14 protein-coding genes are annotated in these 16526 nt (G+C 67.8%); 7 read left to right on the forward strand and 7 right to left on the reverse strand.

Annotation, left to right across the window (positions count from 1 at the left end; translation table 11 throughout):
• Nucleotides 1-18 precede the first annotated feature (18 nt).
• The 3 genes from ACO2SS_RS26530 to ACO2SS_RS26540 all read right to left on the reverse strand — a co-directional run bounded on the left by ACO2SS_RS26530 (nt 19) and on the right by ACO2SS_RS26540 (nt 4462).
• The gene (locus ACO2SS_RS26530; protein ID WP_423280872.1) at nt 19-1347 is read right to left on the reverse strand and encodes an ABC transporter substrate-binding protein; all 1329 of its coding nucleotides are present in this window, start codon (nt 1345-1347) and stop codon (nt 19-21) included.
• Nucleotides 1348-1533: 186 nt separating this feature from the next.
• On the reverse strand, nt 1534-2364 hold the full coding sequence (locus tag ACO2SS_RS26535; RefSeq protein ID WP_423280873.1) for a class I SAM-dependent methyltransferase: 831 nt from the start codon (nt 2362-2364) through the stop codon (nt 1534-1536).
• Nucleotides 2365-2650: 286 nt separating this feature from the next.
• Nucleotides 2651-4462, reverse strand: a complete 1812-nt coding sequence (locus ACO2SS_RS26540; RefSeq protein ID WP_423280874.1) for a cation:proton antiporter — start codon at nt 4460-4462, stop codon at nt 2651-2653.
• A 116-nt stretch (nt 4463-4578) separates the two neighbouring features.
• Between ACO2SS_RS26540 and ACO2SS_RS26545 the strand changes: the two genes are divergently transcribed.
• The 6 genes from ACO2SS_RS26545 (at nt 4579) to rnk (ending at nt 9461) form a co-directional block, all read left to right on the forward strand.
• The gene (locus ACO2SS_RS26545; RefSeq protein ID WP_423280875.1) at nt 4579-5391 is read left to right on the forward strand and encodes an MBL fold metallo-hydrolase; all 813 of its coding nucleotides are present in this window, start codon (nt 4579-4581) and stop codon (nt 5389-5391) included.
• A gap of 21 nt (nt 5392-5412) precedes the next feature.
• Nucleotides 5413-6663, forward strand: a complete 1251-nt coding sequence (locus ACO2SS_RS26550) for a URC4/urg3 family protein (protein ID WP_423280876.1) — start codon at nt 5413-5415, stop codon at nt 6661-6663.
• A 64-nt stretch (nt 6664-6727) separates the two neighbouring features.
• Entirely contained in the window at nt 6728-7357 is a 630-nt protein-coding gene (gene upp / locus ACO2SS_RS26555; RefSeq protein ID WP_423280877.1) for a uracil phosphoribosyltransferase, read from the forward strand.
• Nucleotides 7358-7371: 14 nt separating this feature from the next.
• On the forward strand, nt 7372-8283 hold the full coding sequence (locus tag ACO2SS_RS26560; RefSeq protein WP_423280878.1) for a 2-dehydro-3-deoxygalactonokinase: 912 nt from the start codon (nt 7372-7374) through the stop codon (nt 8281-8283).
• Nucleotides 8280-8714, forward strand: a complete 435-nt coding sequence (locus ACO2SS_RS26565) for a DUF1810 domain-containing protein (RefSeq protein ID WP_423280879.1) — start codon at nt 8280-8282, stop codon at nt 8712-8714. Before ACO2SS_RS26560 ends, ACO2SS_RS26565 begins: the two co-directional genes overlap by 4 nt.
• Nucleotides 8715-8999: 285 nt before the next feature.
• Complete coding sequence (gene rnk / locus ACO2SS_RS26570; RefSeq protein WP_423280880.1) at nt 9000-9461, forward strand: nucleoside diphosphate kinase regulator; 462 nt, start codon at nt 9000-9002, stop codon at nt 9459-9461.
• Between the two features lie 141 nt (nt 9462-9602).
• Here rnk and yghU read toward each other — a convergent pair whose 3' ends face one another.
• The 4 genes from yghU to ACO2SS_RS26590 form a co-directional block, all read right to left on the reverse strand.
• Nucleotides 9603-10493, reverse strand: a complete 891-nt coding sequence (yghU, locus tag ACO2SS_RS26575; protein ID WP_423280881.1) for a glutathione-dependent disulfide-bond oxidoreductase — start codon at nt 10491-10493, stop codon at nt 9603-9605.
• 115 nt (nt 10494-10608) lie between these two features.
• Nucleotides 10609-11646 (reverse strand): G1 family glutamic endopeptidase, encoded by a 1038-nt coding sequence (locus ACO2SS_RS26580; RefSeq protein ID WP_423280882.1) that lies wholly within the window; start codon nt 11644-11646, stop codon nt 10609-10611.
• Nucleotides 11647-11661: 15 nt separating this feature from the next.
• On the reverse strand, nt 11662-12507 hold the full coding sequence (locus ACO2SS_RS26585; RefSeq protein ID WP_423280883.1) for a hypothetical protein: 846 nt from the start codon (nt 12505-12507) through the stop codon (nt 11662-11664).
• Nucleotides 12443-14320, reverse strand: coding sequence for an adenylate/guanylate cyclase domain-containing protein (locus ACO2SS_RS26590; RefSeq protein ID WP_423280884.1), 1878 nt, complete (start codon nt 14318-14320; stop codon nt 12443-12445). Before ACO2SS_RS26590 ends, ACO2SS_RS26585 begins: the two co-directional genes overlap by 65 nt.
• 470 nt (nt 14321-14790) lie before the next feature.
• Between ACO2SS_RS26590 and ACO2SS_RS26595 the strand changes: the two genes are divergently transcribed.
• Nucleotides 14791-16386, forward strand: a complete 1596-nt coding sequence (locus ACO2SS_RS26595) for a peptide chain release factor 3 (protein WP_423280885.1) — start codon at nt 14791-14793, stop codon at nt 16384-16386.
• Nucleotides 16387-16526: the final 140 nt, after the last annotated feature.

Raw genomic sequence — 16526 nt, forward strand, 5'->3', positions numbered from 1 at the left:
AAGTGAGTCGGCGGCAGCTCAGCTGCCACCGTCGCACTTGGCCCCAGGGAAGCCCGCCTTGATCCAGTCCAGGCTCTTCATGTTGGCGGGCGGGTTCACGCATTCGGCCGGGAAGCGCTGGATGTCCTCGATCACGACCATCTTCTGGGCCGGATCCCAGCGCGTCTTGCCGATGGCCATGGTCTGGATCGCCTGGTGGCCGTTGCCGTTCTTCATCTGGATGAGACCCCCGGGCGTCTCCCATTCCAGGTATTCGAGCGCGGCCGAGAGCTCTTCCGGCGACGGCTTCTTGCCGCCATTGGCCGCCATCGCCTTCTCGACGGCGGCCTTCAGGCCGAGGAGGCCCTGCACCATCCGGTAGGAGGCCTGGACCGGGTAGGTCCCGTTCTGGGCCTTCTTGTAGCCCTCGAAGAACCAGTCGTTCAGGGCCGATTTCGGCGACATGAGCCCATAGGAGCCGCGCGCGCCGATGATGGCGCCGTTGGGCATCTTCTCGCCGAGCGGCTGCAGGACATGGTCCGCGGCGCTGAAGACGGGAGTCGCCTTCTGGTAGAGGCCGCGCGGCGCCGATTGCAGGATGAAGGCCTGAAGATCGCCGCCCCACAGGGACGAGTAGATCATGTCGGCGTTGGTGCGGGCGAGCGCCGAGACCTCCGTCCCGTACTGGCCCGCGCCGAATTTCGGCAGCAGGTCGGAGACGGGCTTCGCGTTCGGATAGAGCTGCGCCATGGCGGCGACGAAGTCCGACCGGGAATCGTGACCCCAGGCATAGTCCTGGTTGATCATGGCGAAGGAATCCGCCTTCACGTTCCGCGACTTCAGGTAACGGGTCAGCGCGACGTTATCCTGCGTCGCGTGGGCGGCCGTGCGGAAGACGTATTTGTAGGACGCATCCTCGAAGATGCGGGGCGTACCGCAATCGAAGAGGATGAGGAATTTCTTGAGTTCTTCTGCAACCGGCGCGACGGCGAGGCAGTCGCCCGATCCGATATAGCCGAGGACGGCGTCCACGTTCTCGCGCTGGTAGAGGTTGCGCAGTTCCTGGACCTGCTTGGTCGCGCCGCCGTTCTCGTCGATGATGACGGGCTCGATCTTCAACCCGCCGAAGCCCACCTTGTCGTAGGGCGCGGGCGCGGTGCCCTTGTTGAGCTGGTCGATCAGAAAGTCCGCCCCCTGCTTCGCCGGGATGCCGAAGCTCTCCGCGGCCTGGCCGGACAGGAAGGTGACGATCCCGAGCTTGAACGTCTCCTGTGCGTTGGCCGCGCCGCCGGACCACAGGCCCGCCGTGATGGCCGTTGCCGCGAGCGCACAACGCCACCGTCCCTGCCTCGTCGAAACGCGGGTCATTCCGTATCCTCCCTGGATCGTTCAGAGACGCGTCTGCGCGCGGCTTTGGAGCAGTCTGTCCGTAGTCGCGCTACCGCGTCAACGAGAAAGCCGCCTCGGCCGGGGCTCTCCGGCGGAGGCTTCGCGCGGGACGAGGCGGGCGTTCCGCCACTCGGAACCGAGCCGTTCCCGAACGGCCCGCCGACGCTATCCCGCAAGATCAATAAGGGCCCGGGGGTATCCCGGATTCCGGTCCGGCAGGTGACCTCTGCCGCTCCCCAGCAGATAGGCTTCGGGGGTGGCTTCGAGGCAGCTTTGGACGAAGCCGCGCTTCGTCCCCGGCAGCAGCGCGAGCGCCCACAGGTCGTAGTGCTGCCCGTGGCCGATCCTGATTTCGGAGAACCCACTGGCGGCCAGGAGGCGCATCAGACGTTCGGCCGTGAAGCCGGTGCGATGGGCCATGGAGAACCTGCCTCCGGCAATCGACGCGGAATGGCCGAACAGCATGTCGAGAGGCGTGATCGGACCTGCCGGCGACATGTACGCCGTCTTCCGGAGACCACCCCGTCCGATCAGCTCGGCGATGGCGGCGAGATCGGGGCAGGTTACGAGTGCGAAGCCTTCGGGCCGCAGCACGCGCGCCATGTCACGCAGAACGTGCGGGACCTCATGCGCGTAGAGATGCTCGATCGCATGCGACGACCAGACCGCATCGAAGCTCGAGCCAGCGGCCCGGGAGAGCACGTCCAGGCTGGCCGGAAAGCCCGCGTCCGGCCCGGCGTGAACATCCACTCGGATCTCCCGCCACGCGGGACCGCGGAACGCCTTGTGAAGCTCGATATCCGCACGCGGACCGCAGCCGACATTGAGCACCCGCGCTTCACGACGGAGTACAGGCGCTCCTTTTCGGAGCGGCGCCCTCGTGCCGCCATTTCTCCTGGCCCGCGGCAATCGTTCGAGATTTCGGGCGACCTCTGTAGCGGGACGGTATTCGGGCGCCCGGGCGGGCTCTGCGCGCATCAAGTCGTCGAGAGCCATTACGCCACCCCCGAGCTACGGCCTGGGAGCCGGGACCTAGCGCGGATCAGCGGCTCTCAAGTCTGTTACTGATCTTCAGTAAATCCAGCGAATTGAGGCGGTGCATCCCCAATTTGAAGCATACGGGCCAAGTTGCATAAATTCGATGGAATGAGCTCAAGAATTAAGCCGACCAGCACGAGCGTTATACAACCTTGAATATGCAACTGACTATCTTGGCAACCATAGATGATGGATCCGCGCCCGGTTCGGGCGGACGGTCATCCGCTCTCTCCTTCACAAACACCTACACCCGCGCTTGCGCATCCGGTGCGGCGGAAACCGGGGCCGAGGTGGCAACGCCGCGCTCCTGATCGGCCTCGAAGATCCGGGTCAGTTCGGTGGCGGCATCGCGGGAGTTCTGAATGACCTGCTGCTCGTCGTCATAGAAGGGATGGGTCGCGATCAATGCCGCCTCGTCGTGCTGGCGGAAGATGTCGACCGCCCGGCGAGCCTCGGCGGGATTTTCTCCGAGCGCGACCAGGATTTCCTCGGTGAGACGCAGGCTCGAATGGAAGGTCTCGCGTACGAAGGTCTCCACGCCGCGATCGATCAGCAGATGCGCGTGGCGGCGATTGCGCGCCCGGCTGATGATCTCGAGATTGGGGAAGTTGCGCCGTGCGACATCGACAAGCTCGAGGTTCTCCTCGATCTCCGGGATGCAGTTCACCAGAAGTCGCGCCTGTTCGGCACCGGCGGCTCTCAGCACGTCCGGCCGGGTGGGATCACCGAAATAGACCTTGCTGCCGAAGCGGCGGAGCACCTCGATCTGCTCGGAATTCTTCTCGAGGGCCACGAAATTGATGCCGCGCATCCGCAGCACGCGGCCGACGATCTGGCCCATGCGGCCGAAGCCGCAGATGATCACGGGCACGTGCTCGTCCGTCACGACGTCGTAGACCGGGGCCGGAGGCAGCGTCAGCCGTGGCAGGACCAGTTTCTCTGAGAGGGCGAAAAGGAGCGGCGTCGCGGCCATCGACAGCGCCGCCACGAGGTTGGCCTCGTCCGCGAGCGTGCCCGACAGCACCCCTGCGCCCGCCGCCGCGCCGACCAGCACGAAGCTGAACTCGCTTCCCTGCGAGAGGGCCAGCGCGAACCGCACGGAGGTGGCCGTCTGCTGCCCCGACATGCGCCCGATCAGGAAGCAGAGCGCAGCCTTGACGAAGATCAGCCCGACCAGGGCCAGCGCGATCCGTCCCGGTTCGGCGAGCGCGAGGCCGAGATTGGCCGACATCCCGACGGAGATGAAGAAGAACCCGAGCAGCAGGCCCTCGAACGGCTTGATGTCCGCCTCGAGCTCGTGCCGGTATTCGGAATCCGAAAGCAGCACGCCGGCCAGGAAGGCCCCGAGCGAGGTCGACAGGCCGACGGCATGCGCGATCGCTCCGGCGCCGACCACGGTCAGGAGGGAGGCCGCGGTGAAAACCTCGGGCGTCCTCGCGCCTCCGATAACCCTGAACAGCATCGGGACCAGAAAACTTCCGCCGACCAGGATGACGACGATGCCTCCGATCCCCTTCGCCATCGAAAGCCAGGGCAGATGTTCGGGCAGGCCCTGCCCGGCGAGGAGCGGCACGAGCGCAAGAACCGGGATGAAGGCGAGATCCTGAAACAGGAGGACGGCGAAACTGTCCCGCCCGGAGGTCAGGCCGAGGATCTCCCGCTCGGCCAGCATCGGCAGGACGATCGCCGTGGAGGACAGCGCAAGGCCGGCTCCGAGGAGGATCGTACTGGCCCAAGGGATCCCGAGCAGCATGAGGGGGGCCGCGATGGCCGCTGCGGTGAGCACGACCTGCGCCGTCCCCAGCCCGAAGACCGAGCGCCGCATCACCCACAGGCGTCGCGGCTTCAGCTCGAGGCCGATCAGGAAGAGCAGCATGATGATGCCCAGCTCGGAGACGCTCCGGATCGTCTCGACATCCGTCACCAGCCTGAGACCAGCCGGGCCGATCAGGGCGCCGGCCGCCAGATAGCCAAGGATCGAGCCAAATCCCGCGCGCCGCGTGAGCGGCACGAGCAGCACCGCACCTGCAAGAAGAAAGACCAGAGTCTCGAGCATCTACGTTCCTCGCTCGGCATTCCGCCCAGGTACGGCGCGCGTTCTCGTACTTGCTTTGAGGCTGGCGCGGGCGGCAGGCTCTATGCAAGGCTGGCATGCACCTTCGGAGAAGGGTCATGCGATCGAAGCTCGGTTCGGCCCTGGCACTTGCCCTTATCGCTTCGGCGGCGCTGCTTCTTTCGCCCGGGCACGTTCGGGCCTCCGAGGAGGGCTGCCCAGGGCTCATCGCCCGCCGCTCCCTCCCGATCATTCCCGCCGCCCTGGCCAGCAACGAGGTCGGCCTGACCTATGTCGGGCATGCGACCTTCCTGATCGAGACCGCCGGCGGGGTGAAGATCGCGACCGACTACAACGACTATGTGCGTCCGAGCGTCACCCCGGACATCGTGACGATGAACCGGGCGCATTCGACCCACTACTCCGCCCACCCGGATCCCGGCATCAGGACGATCCTGCGCGGCTGGAACCCGAGCGGCGGCCGGGCACCGGCCTATGACGAACGCTTCGCGGATGTCCGGATCCGGAACGTCGTGACCAACATCCGGCAATGGGGCGCCGAATCCACCATCATGGAAGGCAACTCGATCTTCGTCTTCGAGGCTGCCGATCTCTGCATCGCCCATCTCGGGCACCTGCATCACACGCTGACGCCGGAGCACCTGAAGCAGCTCGGGCGGATCGATGTCGCCCTGGTCCCCGTTGACGGATCCTACACGCTCGACATCGAAGGCATGATGGACGTGCTATCCGCGCTGAGCCCCAGGCTGATCATCCCGATGCACTTCTTCGGGCAGAGCACGCTGAACCGGTTCCTGGACCGGGCACGGGCGAAGGCCTGGGACACCGCCCGGCTGGACGGCGCTTCGATGACCCTCTCGCGCGAGACGCTGCCGGGGACGCCGAAGGTCGTCGTCCTTCAGGGCTACTGACAATTCTCTTTGGATCGATCCTTGGCCGACAATTCCACGACCGACGAGGCGGCCGCCGCCCGCCACCTTCTCTCCTCCGCGGCCGTGCGGGACCGTGCCGAGACGATGCTGCGCCTCGGCCTCGCGGGCGAGCTCGATCATTTCGCCGTGGACCTCGACCAGCTTTCCGCCTGCGCCGACGAGGTCGTCCAGACCATCAGGGCCGAATATCCCACGCTCGAAATCCCGCTGCATGCGCGCTGGCGCCATTTCGCGGCCGGCGGCCTCGACCGCTGGGGCACGCTCGCAGAGGCCGTGCGCTGGACCGACGCACGCGAACGCGGGCGTGCCGCCTTCGACCTCGCCATCGTGAGCGTGCTGCTCGATGCGGGCGCGGGCGCGGCGTGGCGCTACGAGGAGGGCCGCACCGGCGAGACCTACGGACGTTCCGAGGGGCTGGCGGTCGCGAGCTTCGACATGTTCATCGGCGGAGCCTTTTCGGCTCGGCCGGACCAGCCCTACCGGGCGGATGCCTCGACCCTGGCGACGCTGTCCGTCACCGAACTCGCCCGCGGCATGCAGGTCTCGGCCCAGAACCCGCTCGTCGGGCTCGAGGGTCGGGCGTCGCTCCTCAACCGCCTGGGTGAAACCGTCGAGGACAATCCCGAAATCTTCGGCATCGCCGACGACCCGCGACCGGGCGGGCTGTTCGACCATCTCGTCGGGCAGGCATCCGAGAACCGCCTTGCCGCGCCGGCCATCCTGCAGGCGGTGCTGCTGCATCTCGGCCCGGTCTGGCCCGGGCGGATTTCGCTGGGCGGCGTCGATCTCGGCGACACCTGGCGCCACCCGAAGATCCGGACGGATGACGCGACCAGCGGGCTCGTGCCGTTCCACAAGCTCTCGCAATGGCTTGCCTATTCCCTCATCGAGCCGCTCGAGGAGGCGGGCATCGAGGTCGTGGATCTCGACGGGCTGACGGGGCTGCCCGAGTACCGCAATGGCGGCCTCTTCATCGACACAGGCGTCCTCGCCTTCCGCGATCCGGCTGAGGCCGAGCGCCCGCACGAGGTCGGCTCGCCCCTCGTCGTCGAGTGGCGGGCGCTGACCGTCGCCCTGCTCGACCGGGTCACCGACGAGGTCAGGCGAAAGCTGAAGCTCTCCGCCGAGGATTTCCCGCTCGCCAAGGTTCTGGAGGGCGGCACCTGGGCGACCGGCAGGCGGCTCGCCCGCGAGAAGCGGCCCGGCGGGGAGCCGCCCATCCAAGTGATCAGCGACGGGACGGTGTTCTGACCCACCGGCGCTTGCCCGAGCACCGCTCCTCGGGTCAGATGGGCCGGTCAAAATGAGGCCCCGGATGCAAGGTGTAACCGTCGTCGATCACCCGCTGGTTCAGCACAAGCTGACCCTGATGCGGGACAAGACGCGCTCGACGAAGGGTTTTCGGCAGCTCCTGAACGAGATCGGGATGCTGCTGCTCTACGAGGTCACGCGCGATCTTCCCCTCGAGATGGTGGAGATCGAGACGCCGATCACCCGCATGCAGGCGCCGCAACTGGCCGGCAAGAAGCTCGTCCTCGCCCCGATCCTGCGCGCCGGAGTGGGCTTCCTGGACGGCATGCTGGACCTCGTGCCGTCCGCGCGCGTCGCCCATATCGGGCTCTATCGCGATCCCGAGACGCTCTCGGCCGTGGAGTACTATTTCAAGGCGCCATCCGATCTCGCCGACAGGCAGGTCCTGGTGCTGGACCCCATGCTGGCCACCGCGAACTCCGCCATTGCGGCCGTGGATCGGCTGAAGGAGCGCGGCGCGAAGGAGCTGCGCATCGTGTGCCTTCTCGCGGCCCCCGAGGGGATTGCGAACTTCAAGGCGATGCATCCCGACGTTCCGATCTGGACGGCGGCGATCGACGAGAGGCTGAACGAGCACGGCTATATCGTTCCCGGCCTCGGCGATGCCGGCGACCGCATGTTCGGGACCCGGTAGCCCGGCGCGCCCCGATGCGCTTCGTCGCGGTCGACTGGGGCACGAGCCGCATCCGGGCGCTTCTGGTCGACGGCGCAGCCATCCTCGCTCGCTCCGAATCCGATGAAGGCGTGTCCCGCCTGAAGCCTGGGGAGCACGCCGGGGTCTTCGCGCGCCATTGCGGCGCATGGCTCGCGGCGGAGCCGGACCTGCCCGTCGTGCTCGTCGGCATGGCCGGCAGCCGCGAAGGCTGGGCGCTGGCACCCTACGCCGAATGCCCCGCCGGCGTGGACGAGATCGCTGCCGCGCTGACGAGCATCGAGATCGGGAACGATCGCAGAGGCGTGATCGTGCCGGGCGTCCGCGTGCTGGAGGGCGGCCGGGCGGACGTGCTGCGGGGCGAGGAGACCCACCTGCTCGGCTCGGGCGTCACGGACGGCCTCGTCTGCCTGCCGGGCACGCATTGCAAATGGGCCCTGCTGCGAGGAGGCAGGATCGCGAGTTTCGCGACCTTCCTGACGGGCGAGCTCTATGCGCTCCTGCGCGAGCATTCGATGGTGGGCCGTCCCGCGACGGAGCCTGCCGATCCCGCCGGCTTTTCGGAAGGGCTCGCCGCCTCGCCGCTCGGAGGGCGAGCGGCCGGGGGCGGCCTGCTGAACAGGCTTTTCGCCGCGCGGGCCGCGACCCTGACCGGCCGGCTGGGCCGCGAACGGCTCGGGACCTACCTGTCCGGCCTGCTGACCGGCGAGGAGATCGCCGGCGCCTTCGGCCTGTTCGGCCGCCCCGGGCAGGTCACGATCGTCGCCGACCCGCCACGGGCCGAGCTCTACCGCATGGCGCTGCAGGCGGAGGGGATCGAGGTCGCCGTGAAGGGGCAGGAAGAGACGCTGCTGGCGGGTCTCGGCGCCCTCCTGTCGCGGCAACCCCTCCGGGAGAGGCTGACGTGACGGAGCCGGACCCGTTCCGCTTGCAGCGCTTCGTCGCGGCGCAGGACGGCGTCTGGGAACGGGCTCTCGGCGAGCTGCGAGACGGACAGAAGCGCAGCCACTGGATGTGGTTCGTCTTTCCCCAACTCGCCGGTCTCGGCATCTCGCCGACGGCTCAGTTCTACGGGATATCGGGCCTGGACGAGGCGGAGGCCTATCTTGCCCACCCGCTCCTCGGCCAGCGGCTCCTAGCCTGCACGGGGGCGGTTCTCGACCTCCAGGGCCGAACGCTCCACGCCATTTTCGGCAAGCCGGACGACCTCAAGTTCCGCTCCTCGATGACGCTGTTCGACAGGGCAGGCCACAGCCAGGCGGCCGTGTTTCGGACGGCGCTCGACCGCTATTGCGGCGGCGAGGCGGACCCGCGCACGCTCGCTCTGTTGGGCGGTTGAGTGCGGCTCGCGCGCGTTGACAATTCGGCGCGAATGGCCGAGCCTCGCACCATGATCGCGCTTGCGCTCCTTCTCCGCCCGCTTCAGCGGGCCGGTCAGCTCATCGCGGGCTTTTAGCCCCGAATTCGGCGCGTGGTCGCAGCCCGAGTTCGGGGCGACCGTCACAACACAATTTGATTTCCCCCAGCCGCCCTCCAGGCGGAGCGGACGAGTTTGCGCGCAGGCAACCAAGGCACCCGTCGCGACAGGAAGATCGGGGCGGGGGAGGACCTTCAGGAGACGGACATGACCAATCAAGGCCAGGCGACGGCGCGCCGCTCGACACGCCAACCCCGGATTACGCTCACGGCCGAGGACCATGAGGCGCTGTCGCGGATGGTACGTTCGGCCGAACACACGATGCCGGAAGTGGCAGAGTTCCTCCAGCGGGAGGTCGACCGGGCGCATGTGCTGACCAAGGGTCGGCGCGCGCACGGCCATGTGGCCATGGGCTCGCGCCTCACCTACCGGGACGAAACCACGGGCCGGGAACACAAGGTCACGCTGGTGTACCCGCCGGAAGCCGATATCGCGCAGGGCAAGATCTCGGTCCTGACGCCCGTCGGCGCGGCCCTGATCGGCCTCAAGGCCGGGGACGGCATCGACTGGAGGACCCGCTCCGGAGAGATGCGCCACCTGACGGTGATCGAGGTCGAGGACAAGGCCCCGGACGCCTCCCCGCTCGCCAAGGAAGCGGTTTCGGCCTGAGACGGGGCGGCTGCGCCGCCCCGGCCGAGCCCGACTCGAGCCTTGAGGGCCCTCGCCCGCGCGGACGCGGGAGCGCGGGACCTGCACCGAGCATGAGGATGCCGGGCGGGTCGCCGCGCCCGGCGCTGTCGGAACCCTCGATCAGCCCGCGGCCGCAGCCGTGGGAGCTCCGATCTTGTCCTGCGTCTTCGTGTCGAAGTCCGAGGCGTCGTGGCGCTCGTGGAGCTGCTCGGAGGGCTCGCCCGTGATGCGGTTCACCATGCGGCCGCGCTTCACGGCGGGCCGCTGGAAGATCTCCTCCGCCCAGCGCTGCACGTTCTTGTAGTCCTGCACCTGCAGGAACTCGCCCGCGCCGTACTGCCAGCCCTTCGCCAGCCCGCCATACCAGGGCCAGATCGCCATGTCGGCGATCGTGTACTCGTCGCCCGCGACGAACCTCGTCTCCGCGAGGCGGCGATCGAGCACGTCGAGCTGGCGCTTCACCTCCATGGCGTAGCGGTCGATCGCGTACTCGATCTTGAAGGGTGCATAGGCGTAGAAGTGCCCGAAGCCGCCGCCGAGGAACGGCGCGCTGCCCATCTGCCAGAACAGCCAGGACAGCGTCTCGGCACGGGCAGCCGCCTCCGTCGGCAGGAAGGCGCCGAACTTCTCGGCGAGATGAACCAGGATGGCGCCGGACTCGAACACCCGGATCGGCTTCTCGCCGCTGCGGTCCAGGAGCGCCGGGATCTTCGAATTGGGGTTCACGTCGACGAAGCCGCTCGAGAATTGGTCCCCATCGCCGATGCGGATGAGCCAGGCATCGTATTCCGCGCCCTTGTGGCCGGCCGCCAGCAGCTCTTCCAGCATGATCGTGACCTTCACGCCGTTCGGCGTGCCGAGCGAGTAGAGCTGGAGCGGGTGCTTGCCGACCGGCAGATCCTTCTCGTGCGTCGGCCCGGCAACCGGCCGGTTGATGTTCGCGAAGCGGCCGCCATTGGCCTTGTTCCAGACCCAGACCTTCGGGGGCGTGTATTCGGGCGAGCTGCTCATTCCGGGATGGCTCCAGCGTTCCGCGCAAAGCGCGCGATCTCTCAAGCCTAGCGGAACGATCCGCGCAATGCCCCGCCCCGGGCGGGCGCGAGCCATGCCGCGCCTGCACGGGGCCTCATGCGACGTAGGTCAGGCGGAATGCCGTCGAGGTCTCGCGGCCGGGTTTGGAAGCAAGCCGGCCCCTTACGCGAGGATCGTCCCATTCATGCAGCGCGATCAGCCGCGAGCAATCGAGCTGCAGGTCGGTGAGAATGCCGCCCGCACCGCTCGCGACCGCGGCGTTGCAATTGGTGAAGAGGAGCGTTCCGAAATCGGGCAGCCAGAGATCGTGCCCCGGCACGACCGGTCGCTCGACGATCCACTCGGCCGTGCGTCCCTCGACATCGAGGCGGAGAGGCGTCGGGCCTGTCTGGTTCGTGATCGGCGACGAATAGATGCCCGAGAACGCCACGCCTTGCGCCATGTTCTTGATGAAGAAGCTCGCCTCCGCGGGCCCGACCGCCTGGACCTGGGCGTAGATCTCGTCGCCAATCGTGATCGGCAGGGTGAGGATCGCGATCTGCAGCGCATCCGGGGCCGGCTTCACCCACCATTGCCACCAGGCCAGCAACCATTCCTCGCTCGGGTTCTCGACATGGGCGGCCTGCACCCCGACCTGCGGCATCGAGATGGAGGCAGGGTCATTCCCGTCGAGCCCGACCCAGCTCGACATCGCGTATTCGGCTCCGGCGCCCGGTGCGCTCGTGCTCGGGACGTGCCAGTTGCCCTGGACGAGTGCGACGGGGCTGCGATCCTTGGGCCGGACATAGCCCCCGGACCAGTTGCGGCTCGATTCGGCGATCGACCGGACATTCGCGAACCGGGCGCCGCGGACGGAGGTCGGCAGCACGGCGAACATATCGGCCAGAACCTCCGGCCTGGGCGGGAAGACGAGCGGCGGCGACATGGCCCGCAGCCAGTTGCGGTATGCCTCCGGGGCCGTGCTCCGGTCCGGGCGGGGTGGGAGCGCGAAGGATGCCAGCTCCGAATCCGGCCGGTCGCGTGGGTCGTAGCCGGGCGGTGGCGAGCTGACGCGCAGATGCTTCTCGAGCCGGTCCGCTACCCTGCGCGGCAGCGGGGAGAGCCTTGCATGCTGGCCGCCGGAAAGAGCCATGTCCCATCCTCCGGATTAAGCCCATTCCGCCTGCGCAGCCTTGAACAGGGTCGCATAGGCCGGCCGCGTCGGCGGGTTCGTCGTCAGGTCCGCGTCGAGAAACTGGGACATCGTATTGGCGAGTTCCTGCCCGCCATGGCTGTCGTCGTTGAAATGGAGCCCAGCGATCTCGCGATTGCGGGCGATGCGCTTGGCGAGCGCCTTGAGATTGTCCCGAACGATGGGCGTCGCGGCAGCAGGCAATATGCTCAGCGTACAGCGCCTGATGAGATGGGCCTGCGCCGCGTGCCCGCTCGGATAAGCAGGGTGGCCCGGCACCTGGACAGGCGGAAAGAGGCTCGGCGCAATGTGCGAGGGGCGCCGGCGAGAGTGCTGCGCCTTGAAATGCATGGACATGAAGGCGCCGACGAGATTGGCGAAATGCATCAGGCGATAGGTCTGCGGGTGCGATCCGGGCGTCGCCCCGAGCAGGCCCATGAAGTAGCTGACGAACTCGTCCTTCTGAGCCACGATCTCATCCGCCGCATCGGCGCGCTCGAACCGGGCTAGCCTTTGTAGCCGGGGGATCTCGTATTGGTGGTCGATCGGCGCCCGGAGCTGGATCGTCTGCCAATTCGACCCGACGAACTCGCCGAGCAGCCGCCAGGCGAACCAGATCGGGCTCCAGTACCGGTCCGCATAGCCCGTGGTGGCAGCGTATGGCGGATCGCGGTTGACCAGCGGATCGTCGACAAAGGGGAAACTGGCACGATCCGCGAAGCACCATCCGCTGCCGGGATCGATGCCGTTGCCGGCATTACCCACGTTCGCCGTATTGGCCGTGTTCGCGGTGTTCGCCGTATTGGCCGTGTTTGCCGTCATCACTTCCCCCCAGGGCTGCTTCGGATGACCGGGGCCGCGGCTGCGGTGGTTCGGCAAGGCCGGCCGCCGCGAGCCGATCGAGCCAGCGTGCGAGCGTGGATCCCGTGAACGGACAGCTCTTCGCATAGCGATCGAGAGAAAAGCCGGGGCTGAGCGCAAGCATTTCCTGCCCCACCCTGCGCGCATCCTGCAGCCGGCCCTGTGCCACGAGGCTGGCGGCGAGCACCCTCAGGTTGAACATCACCGCCGGATTGCGGGCAGCCGTCCGCCGCGCCCATGCGGTCGCGGCCGCGAAATCGTCGTTCAGGTAATAGGCCTGGGCGAGCACGCCCTGGCTCCAGAACGTGTGCACGTCCGACGGCGACAGCCGCACGCCATGCTCCGCCCGCTCCACAGCCCTGCCACAATCGCCCAGGTAGCCGAGCGTCAGGCTGCTCATCGACCAGGCGAGGGCGCAGTTCGGCCCGACCTCGATCGCCCGCTCCAGGATCGCGTTCGCGGCCTCGAAGTCGTGCAGGAGGAAAGACCGGACGTGGCCGCAGATGGCGAGCGCCAGGGCGTCGTTCGGGTCCCGTACGATCGCCTCCTGGGCGATCCGGGCGGCCTCCGCCGAATCCGCGTCCGGATCCCGCGACCAGCCCTCCCCCACGCGGAAGATGTGCCAATAGGCCGTGTAGGTGTAGGCCGGGGCGTAGTTCGGATCGAGCACCATCGCCTGCTGGAGCAGCCCGCGCGCCACGGAATGCGACTCGTAGCTGAGCCGAAAGAGATGCGGCAGCGCCTGAACCACGAGATCGTAGGCCGTCATGCTGTCCGGATGCTTGCGCATCGCACGCCGGACTTCCCATTCGAGCACGTGCGGCGCGATGGTCTTCGCAACGTCCACCGCGATCCGGGCCTGCAGCTCGAAGATGTCCGAGACCGGGCCGTCGTAGCGATCGGCCCGGATGACGCGGCCCTGCTCCGTCTCGCTCAGCTCCGTGCCGATCCGGACCGTGTCTCCCGAATGCTGCACGCTCCCATGCAGGACATAGCGCACCGCGAGGTCCTGCCCGATGCTGCGCGGGTCGATGACCTTGTCGGCGTAGCGCAGGGTCGAGGTCCGCGAGATCACGAAGAGCTCGTCCCTGGCGGCAAGCGCCCGGACGATCTCCTCGACGATCCCGTCCGCCACGACGGCGGTGTCGGGGCCCGGGCTCCGTTGCCGAAAGGGCAGGACGGCGATGGAAGGCTTCTCGGGCGCCGGGGAGACGGGAGCGAGCGAAAGCAATCGCCGGCCGCCCCCTACCCTCATGCCCACTGCCCTGACCGGGCGTGAGATGTTCTTCAGGTGCAGCTCGCCGAGATCGAAGGTTTCGCGGTCGCGAAGCGCCGGACCGACTTCGTCCGCAAAGACGGCGGTCATCACGAGGTCGCCAGGCTCGGCGTAAGTCTGCAATCGGGCCGCGACGTTGATGCCGTCGCCGAAGAGGTCGCCGCCCTGGATGATGGCGTCGCAGACGTTCAGCGAGGCCCTGAACAGGATGCGGCGGTCCGCCGGGAAGCGCGCCTCCCGCTCGATGACCTTCGGCTGGAGCGCGAGCGCGCAGCGGAACGCGTCCGCAGCCGTCTCGAACGCGGCCAGGAAGCCGTCGCCGGTATGCTTGAACACGAGTCCGTGGTGTTCGCCGACGACCGGCTCGATGACGTTGTCCCGGAGGCTCATCAGGCGGGAGAAGACGTCGTCCTCGTCCTCCGCCATGAGGCGCGAATAGCCGACCACATCCGCCGCCATGATGGCGACACGTCTGCGCCCACCAGCCGATAGATCCATCGGGCCGGCCTCTCGGTTCGCCGCGCAGCGCCCTGCGGAACTCTCGCTTCGGCAGGAAACGCACCCGGGGACGCTGCACCGCAGAAGTTCGCCCCGGCCCCGGGGGCGAGTCAATCACCAACAAGCCCGACGTCGGCCCGTGTCCGGAATGTTGCCGCTCGAAAACGCGAAGGGCCGCCCCTGCGGGCGGCCCTTCCATCGTCTTGCACGGTCAGATCAACACGTGGAGGCGGCGCTTCTCAGCGCGGCCGGAAACCCTTCAGCCCCGCGCCTCGGAGGAGGCGGAGGTCAGGGTCACGGCGATCAGTGACCGCACCACATAACGATGAGACACTCGATCACCTCCTTTCAGTACGTTGCAGGGATCACCAATATGGGTAGAGAGCTGCACTGCACAAAGCGTCCCCGCACCATAGCCTGTGGACAGATCGCCGCTGTCCTGCCGAACCCACGCCGCCACGCCAGAGCCCATGACCACCCCCTCCCCGGCACTGCCCGCAGAGCGCCGCCGCACCTTCGCGATCATCTCGCACCCCGACGCCGGCAAGACGACCCTGACGGAAAAGCTCCTCCTGTTCGGGGGCGCTATCCAGCTCGCGGGCGAGGTCAAGGCGAAGCGCAACCGCGTCTCCACCCGGTCCGACTGGATGGGCATCGAGAAGGAGCGCGGCATCTCCGTCGTGACCTCCGTCATGACGTTCGAGTACGGCGGCCGCGTCTTCAACCTCCTCGACACCCCCGGCCACGAGGACTTCTCGGAGGACACCTACCGCACCCTCACGGCGGTCGATTCGGCCGTCATGGTGATCGACGCCGCCCGCGGCATCGAGGCGCGCACGCGCAAGCTGTTCGAGGTCTGCCGCCTGCGCGACATCCCGATCGTCACCTTCATCAACAAGATGGACCGCGAGAGCCGCGACCCCTTCGACCTCCTCGACGAGATCGAAAAGACCCTCGCGCTCGACACCGCCCCCGTCACCTGGCCGATCGGCCGCGGCCAGAGCTTCGCGGGCACCTTCGACCTAGCGCACAACCTCGTCCGGCGCCTCGATGCCGATGAGGACGCCATCCAGGTCACCGGCCCGGACGACCCGAAATGCGTCGGCCTCCTGCCGGAGCACGAGCGTGAGACCTGGCTCGAGGAGGTGACCCTGGCCCAGGAAGGCCTGAAGCGCTTCGAGCTCGCGCCCTTCCTGGAGGGCCACCTCACGCCCGTCTTTTTCGGCTCCGCGCTGAAGAATTTCGGCGTGCGCGACCTCATCAACTCGCTCGCCGAGATCGCCCCCTCCCCGCGCGGCCAGGAGGCGGACAAGCGGCTCGTCACGCCGAGCGAGCCCGGCATGACGGGCTTCGTGTTCAAGATCCAGGCGAACATGGACCCGAACCACCGCGACCGCATCGCCTTCATGCGGGTCTGCTCCGGCAAGCTGGAGCGCGGCATGAAGGCGAAGCTCGTCCGCACCGGCAAGCCGATCTCGCTCTCCGCGCCGCAATTCTTCTTCGCGCAGGACCGCGCCATCGCGGACGAGGCTTTCGCGGGCGACGTGGTCGGCATCCCGAACCACGGCACCCTGCGCATCGGCGACACGCTGACGGAGGGCGAGGACCTCGCCTTCAACGGCGTGCCGAGCTTCGCGCCCGAGATCATGCGGCGCATCAAGCTCTCCGACCCCATGAAGGCGAAGAAGCTGCGCGAGGCGCTGCAGCAGATGGCCGAGGAGGGCGTCGTGCAGCTCTTCCTGCCCGCCGACGGCTCCCCGGCCATCGTGGGCGTGGTCGGCGCGCTGCAGCTCGACGTGCTGAAGGAGCGCCTCAAGGCCGAATACGGCATCCCGATCGACTACGAGCAGAGCCGCTTCACGCTCGCCCGCTGGATCATGTCCGACAAGAAGGGCGAGGTGGACCGCTTCTCCGATTCCCACCTCTCCGCCATGGCGAAGGACCTCGACGGCGCCCCCGTCTTCCTCGCCCCCTCCGCCTACCAGCTCAACTACGAGCAGGAGCGCTGGAAGGACGTGATTTTTACGGACATCAAGACCTACCAGGCGCGCGACAAGGCGGCGTAAGGACGATCCTCCCCCGCTACGCGGGTGAGGAACCAGCGCGCCGGGATCCTCCCCCGCTTGCGGGGGAGGGGAACCATGCGCAGCATGGTGGAGGGGGCGCCCCGCCCTCCTCCCGGAGCGACGCGATGCGCGCCCCATCG

The organism is Enterovirga sp. CN4-39 (assembly GCF_049446235.1).
Lineage (GTDB): Bacteria > Pseudomonadota > Alphaproteobacteria > Rhizobiales > Beijerinckiaceae > Enterovirga.

Excerpts from the sequence above, each read along its gene's own strand:
- ACO2SS_RS26530 (WP_423280872.1), bottom strand. The coding sequence starts at position 1,347 with ATGACCCGCGTTTCGACGAGGCAGGGACGGTGGCGTTGTGCGCTCGCG.
- ACO2SS_RS26535 (WP_423280873.1), bottom strand. The coding sequence starts at position 2,364 with ATGGCTCTCGACGACTTGATGCGCGCAGAGCCCGCCCGGGCGCCCGAA.
- ACO2SS_RS26540 (WP_423280874.1), bottom strand. The coding sequence starts at position 4,462 with ATGCTCGAGACTCTGGTCTTTCTTCTTGCAGGTGCGGTGCTGCTCGTG.
- ACO2SS_RS26545 (WP_423280875.1), top strand. The coding sequence starts at position 4,579 with ATGCGATCGAAGCTCGGTTCGGCCCTGGCACTTGCCCTTATCGCTTCG.
- upp (WP_423280877.1), top strand. The coding sequence starts at position 6,728 with ATGCAAGGTGTAACCGTCGTCGATCACCCGCTGGTTCAGCACAAGCTG.
- ACO2SS_RS26560 (WP_423280878.1), top strand. The coding sequence starts at position 7,372 with ATGCGCTTCGTCGCGGTCGACTGGGGCACGAGCCGCATCCGGGCGCTT.
- rnk (WP_423280880.1), top strand. The coding sequence starts at position 9,000 with ATGACCAATCAAGGCCAGGCGACGGCGCGCCGCTCGACACGCCAACCC.
- yghU (WP_423280881.1), bottom strand. The coding sequence starts at position 10,493 with ATGAGCAGCTCGCCCGAATACACGCCCCCGAAGGTCTGGGTCTGGAAC.
- ACO2SS_RS26580 (WP_423280882.1), bottom strand. The coding sequence starts at position 11,646 with ATGGCTCTTTCCGGCGGCCAGCATGCAAGGCTCTCCCCGCTGCCGCGC.
- ACO2SS_RS26585 (WP_423280883.1), bottom strand. The coding sequence starts at position 12,507 with ATGACGGCAAACACGGCCAATACGGCGAACACCGCGAACACGGCCAAT.
- ACO2SS_RS26590 (WP_423280884.1), bottom strand. The coding sequence starts at position 14,320 with ATGGATCTATCGGCTGGTGGGCGCAGACGTGTCGCCATCATGGCGGCG.
- ACO2SS_RS26595 (WP_423280885.1), top strand. The coding sequence starts at position 14,791 with ATGACCACCCCCTCCCCGGCACTGCCCGCAGAGCGCCGCCGCACCTTC.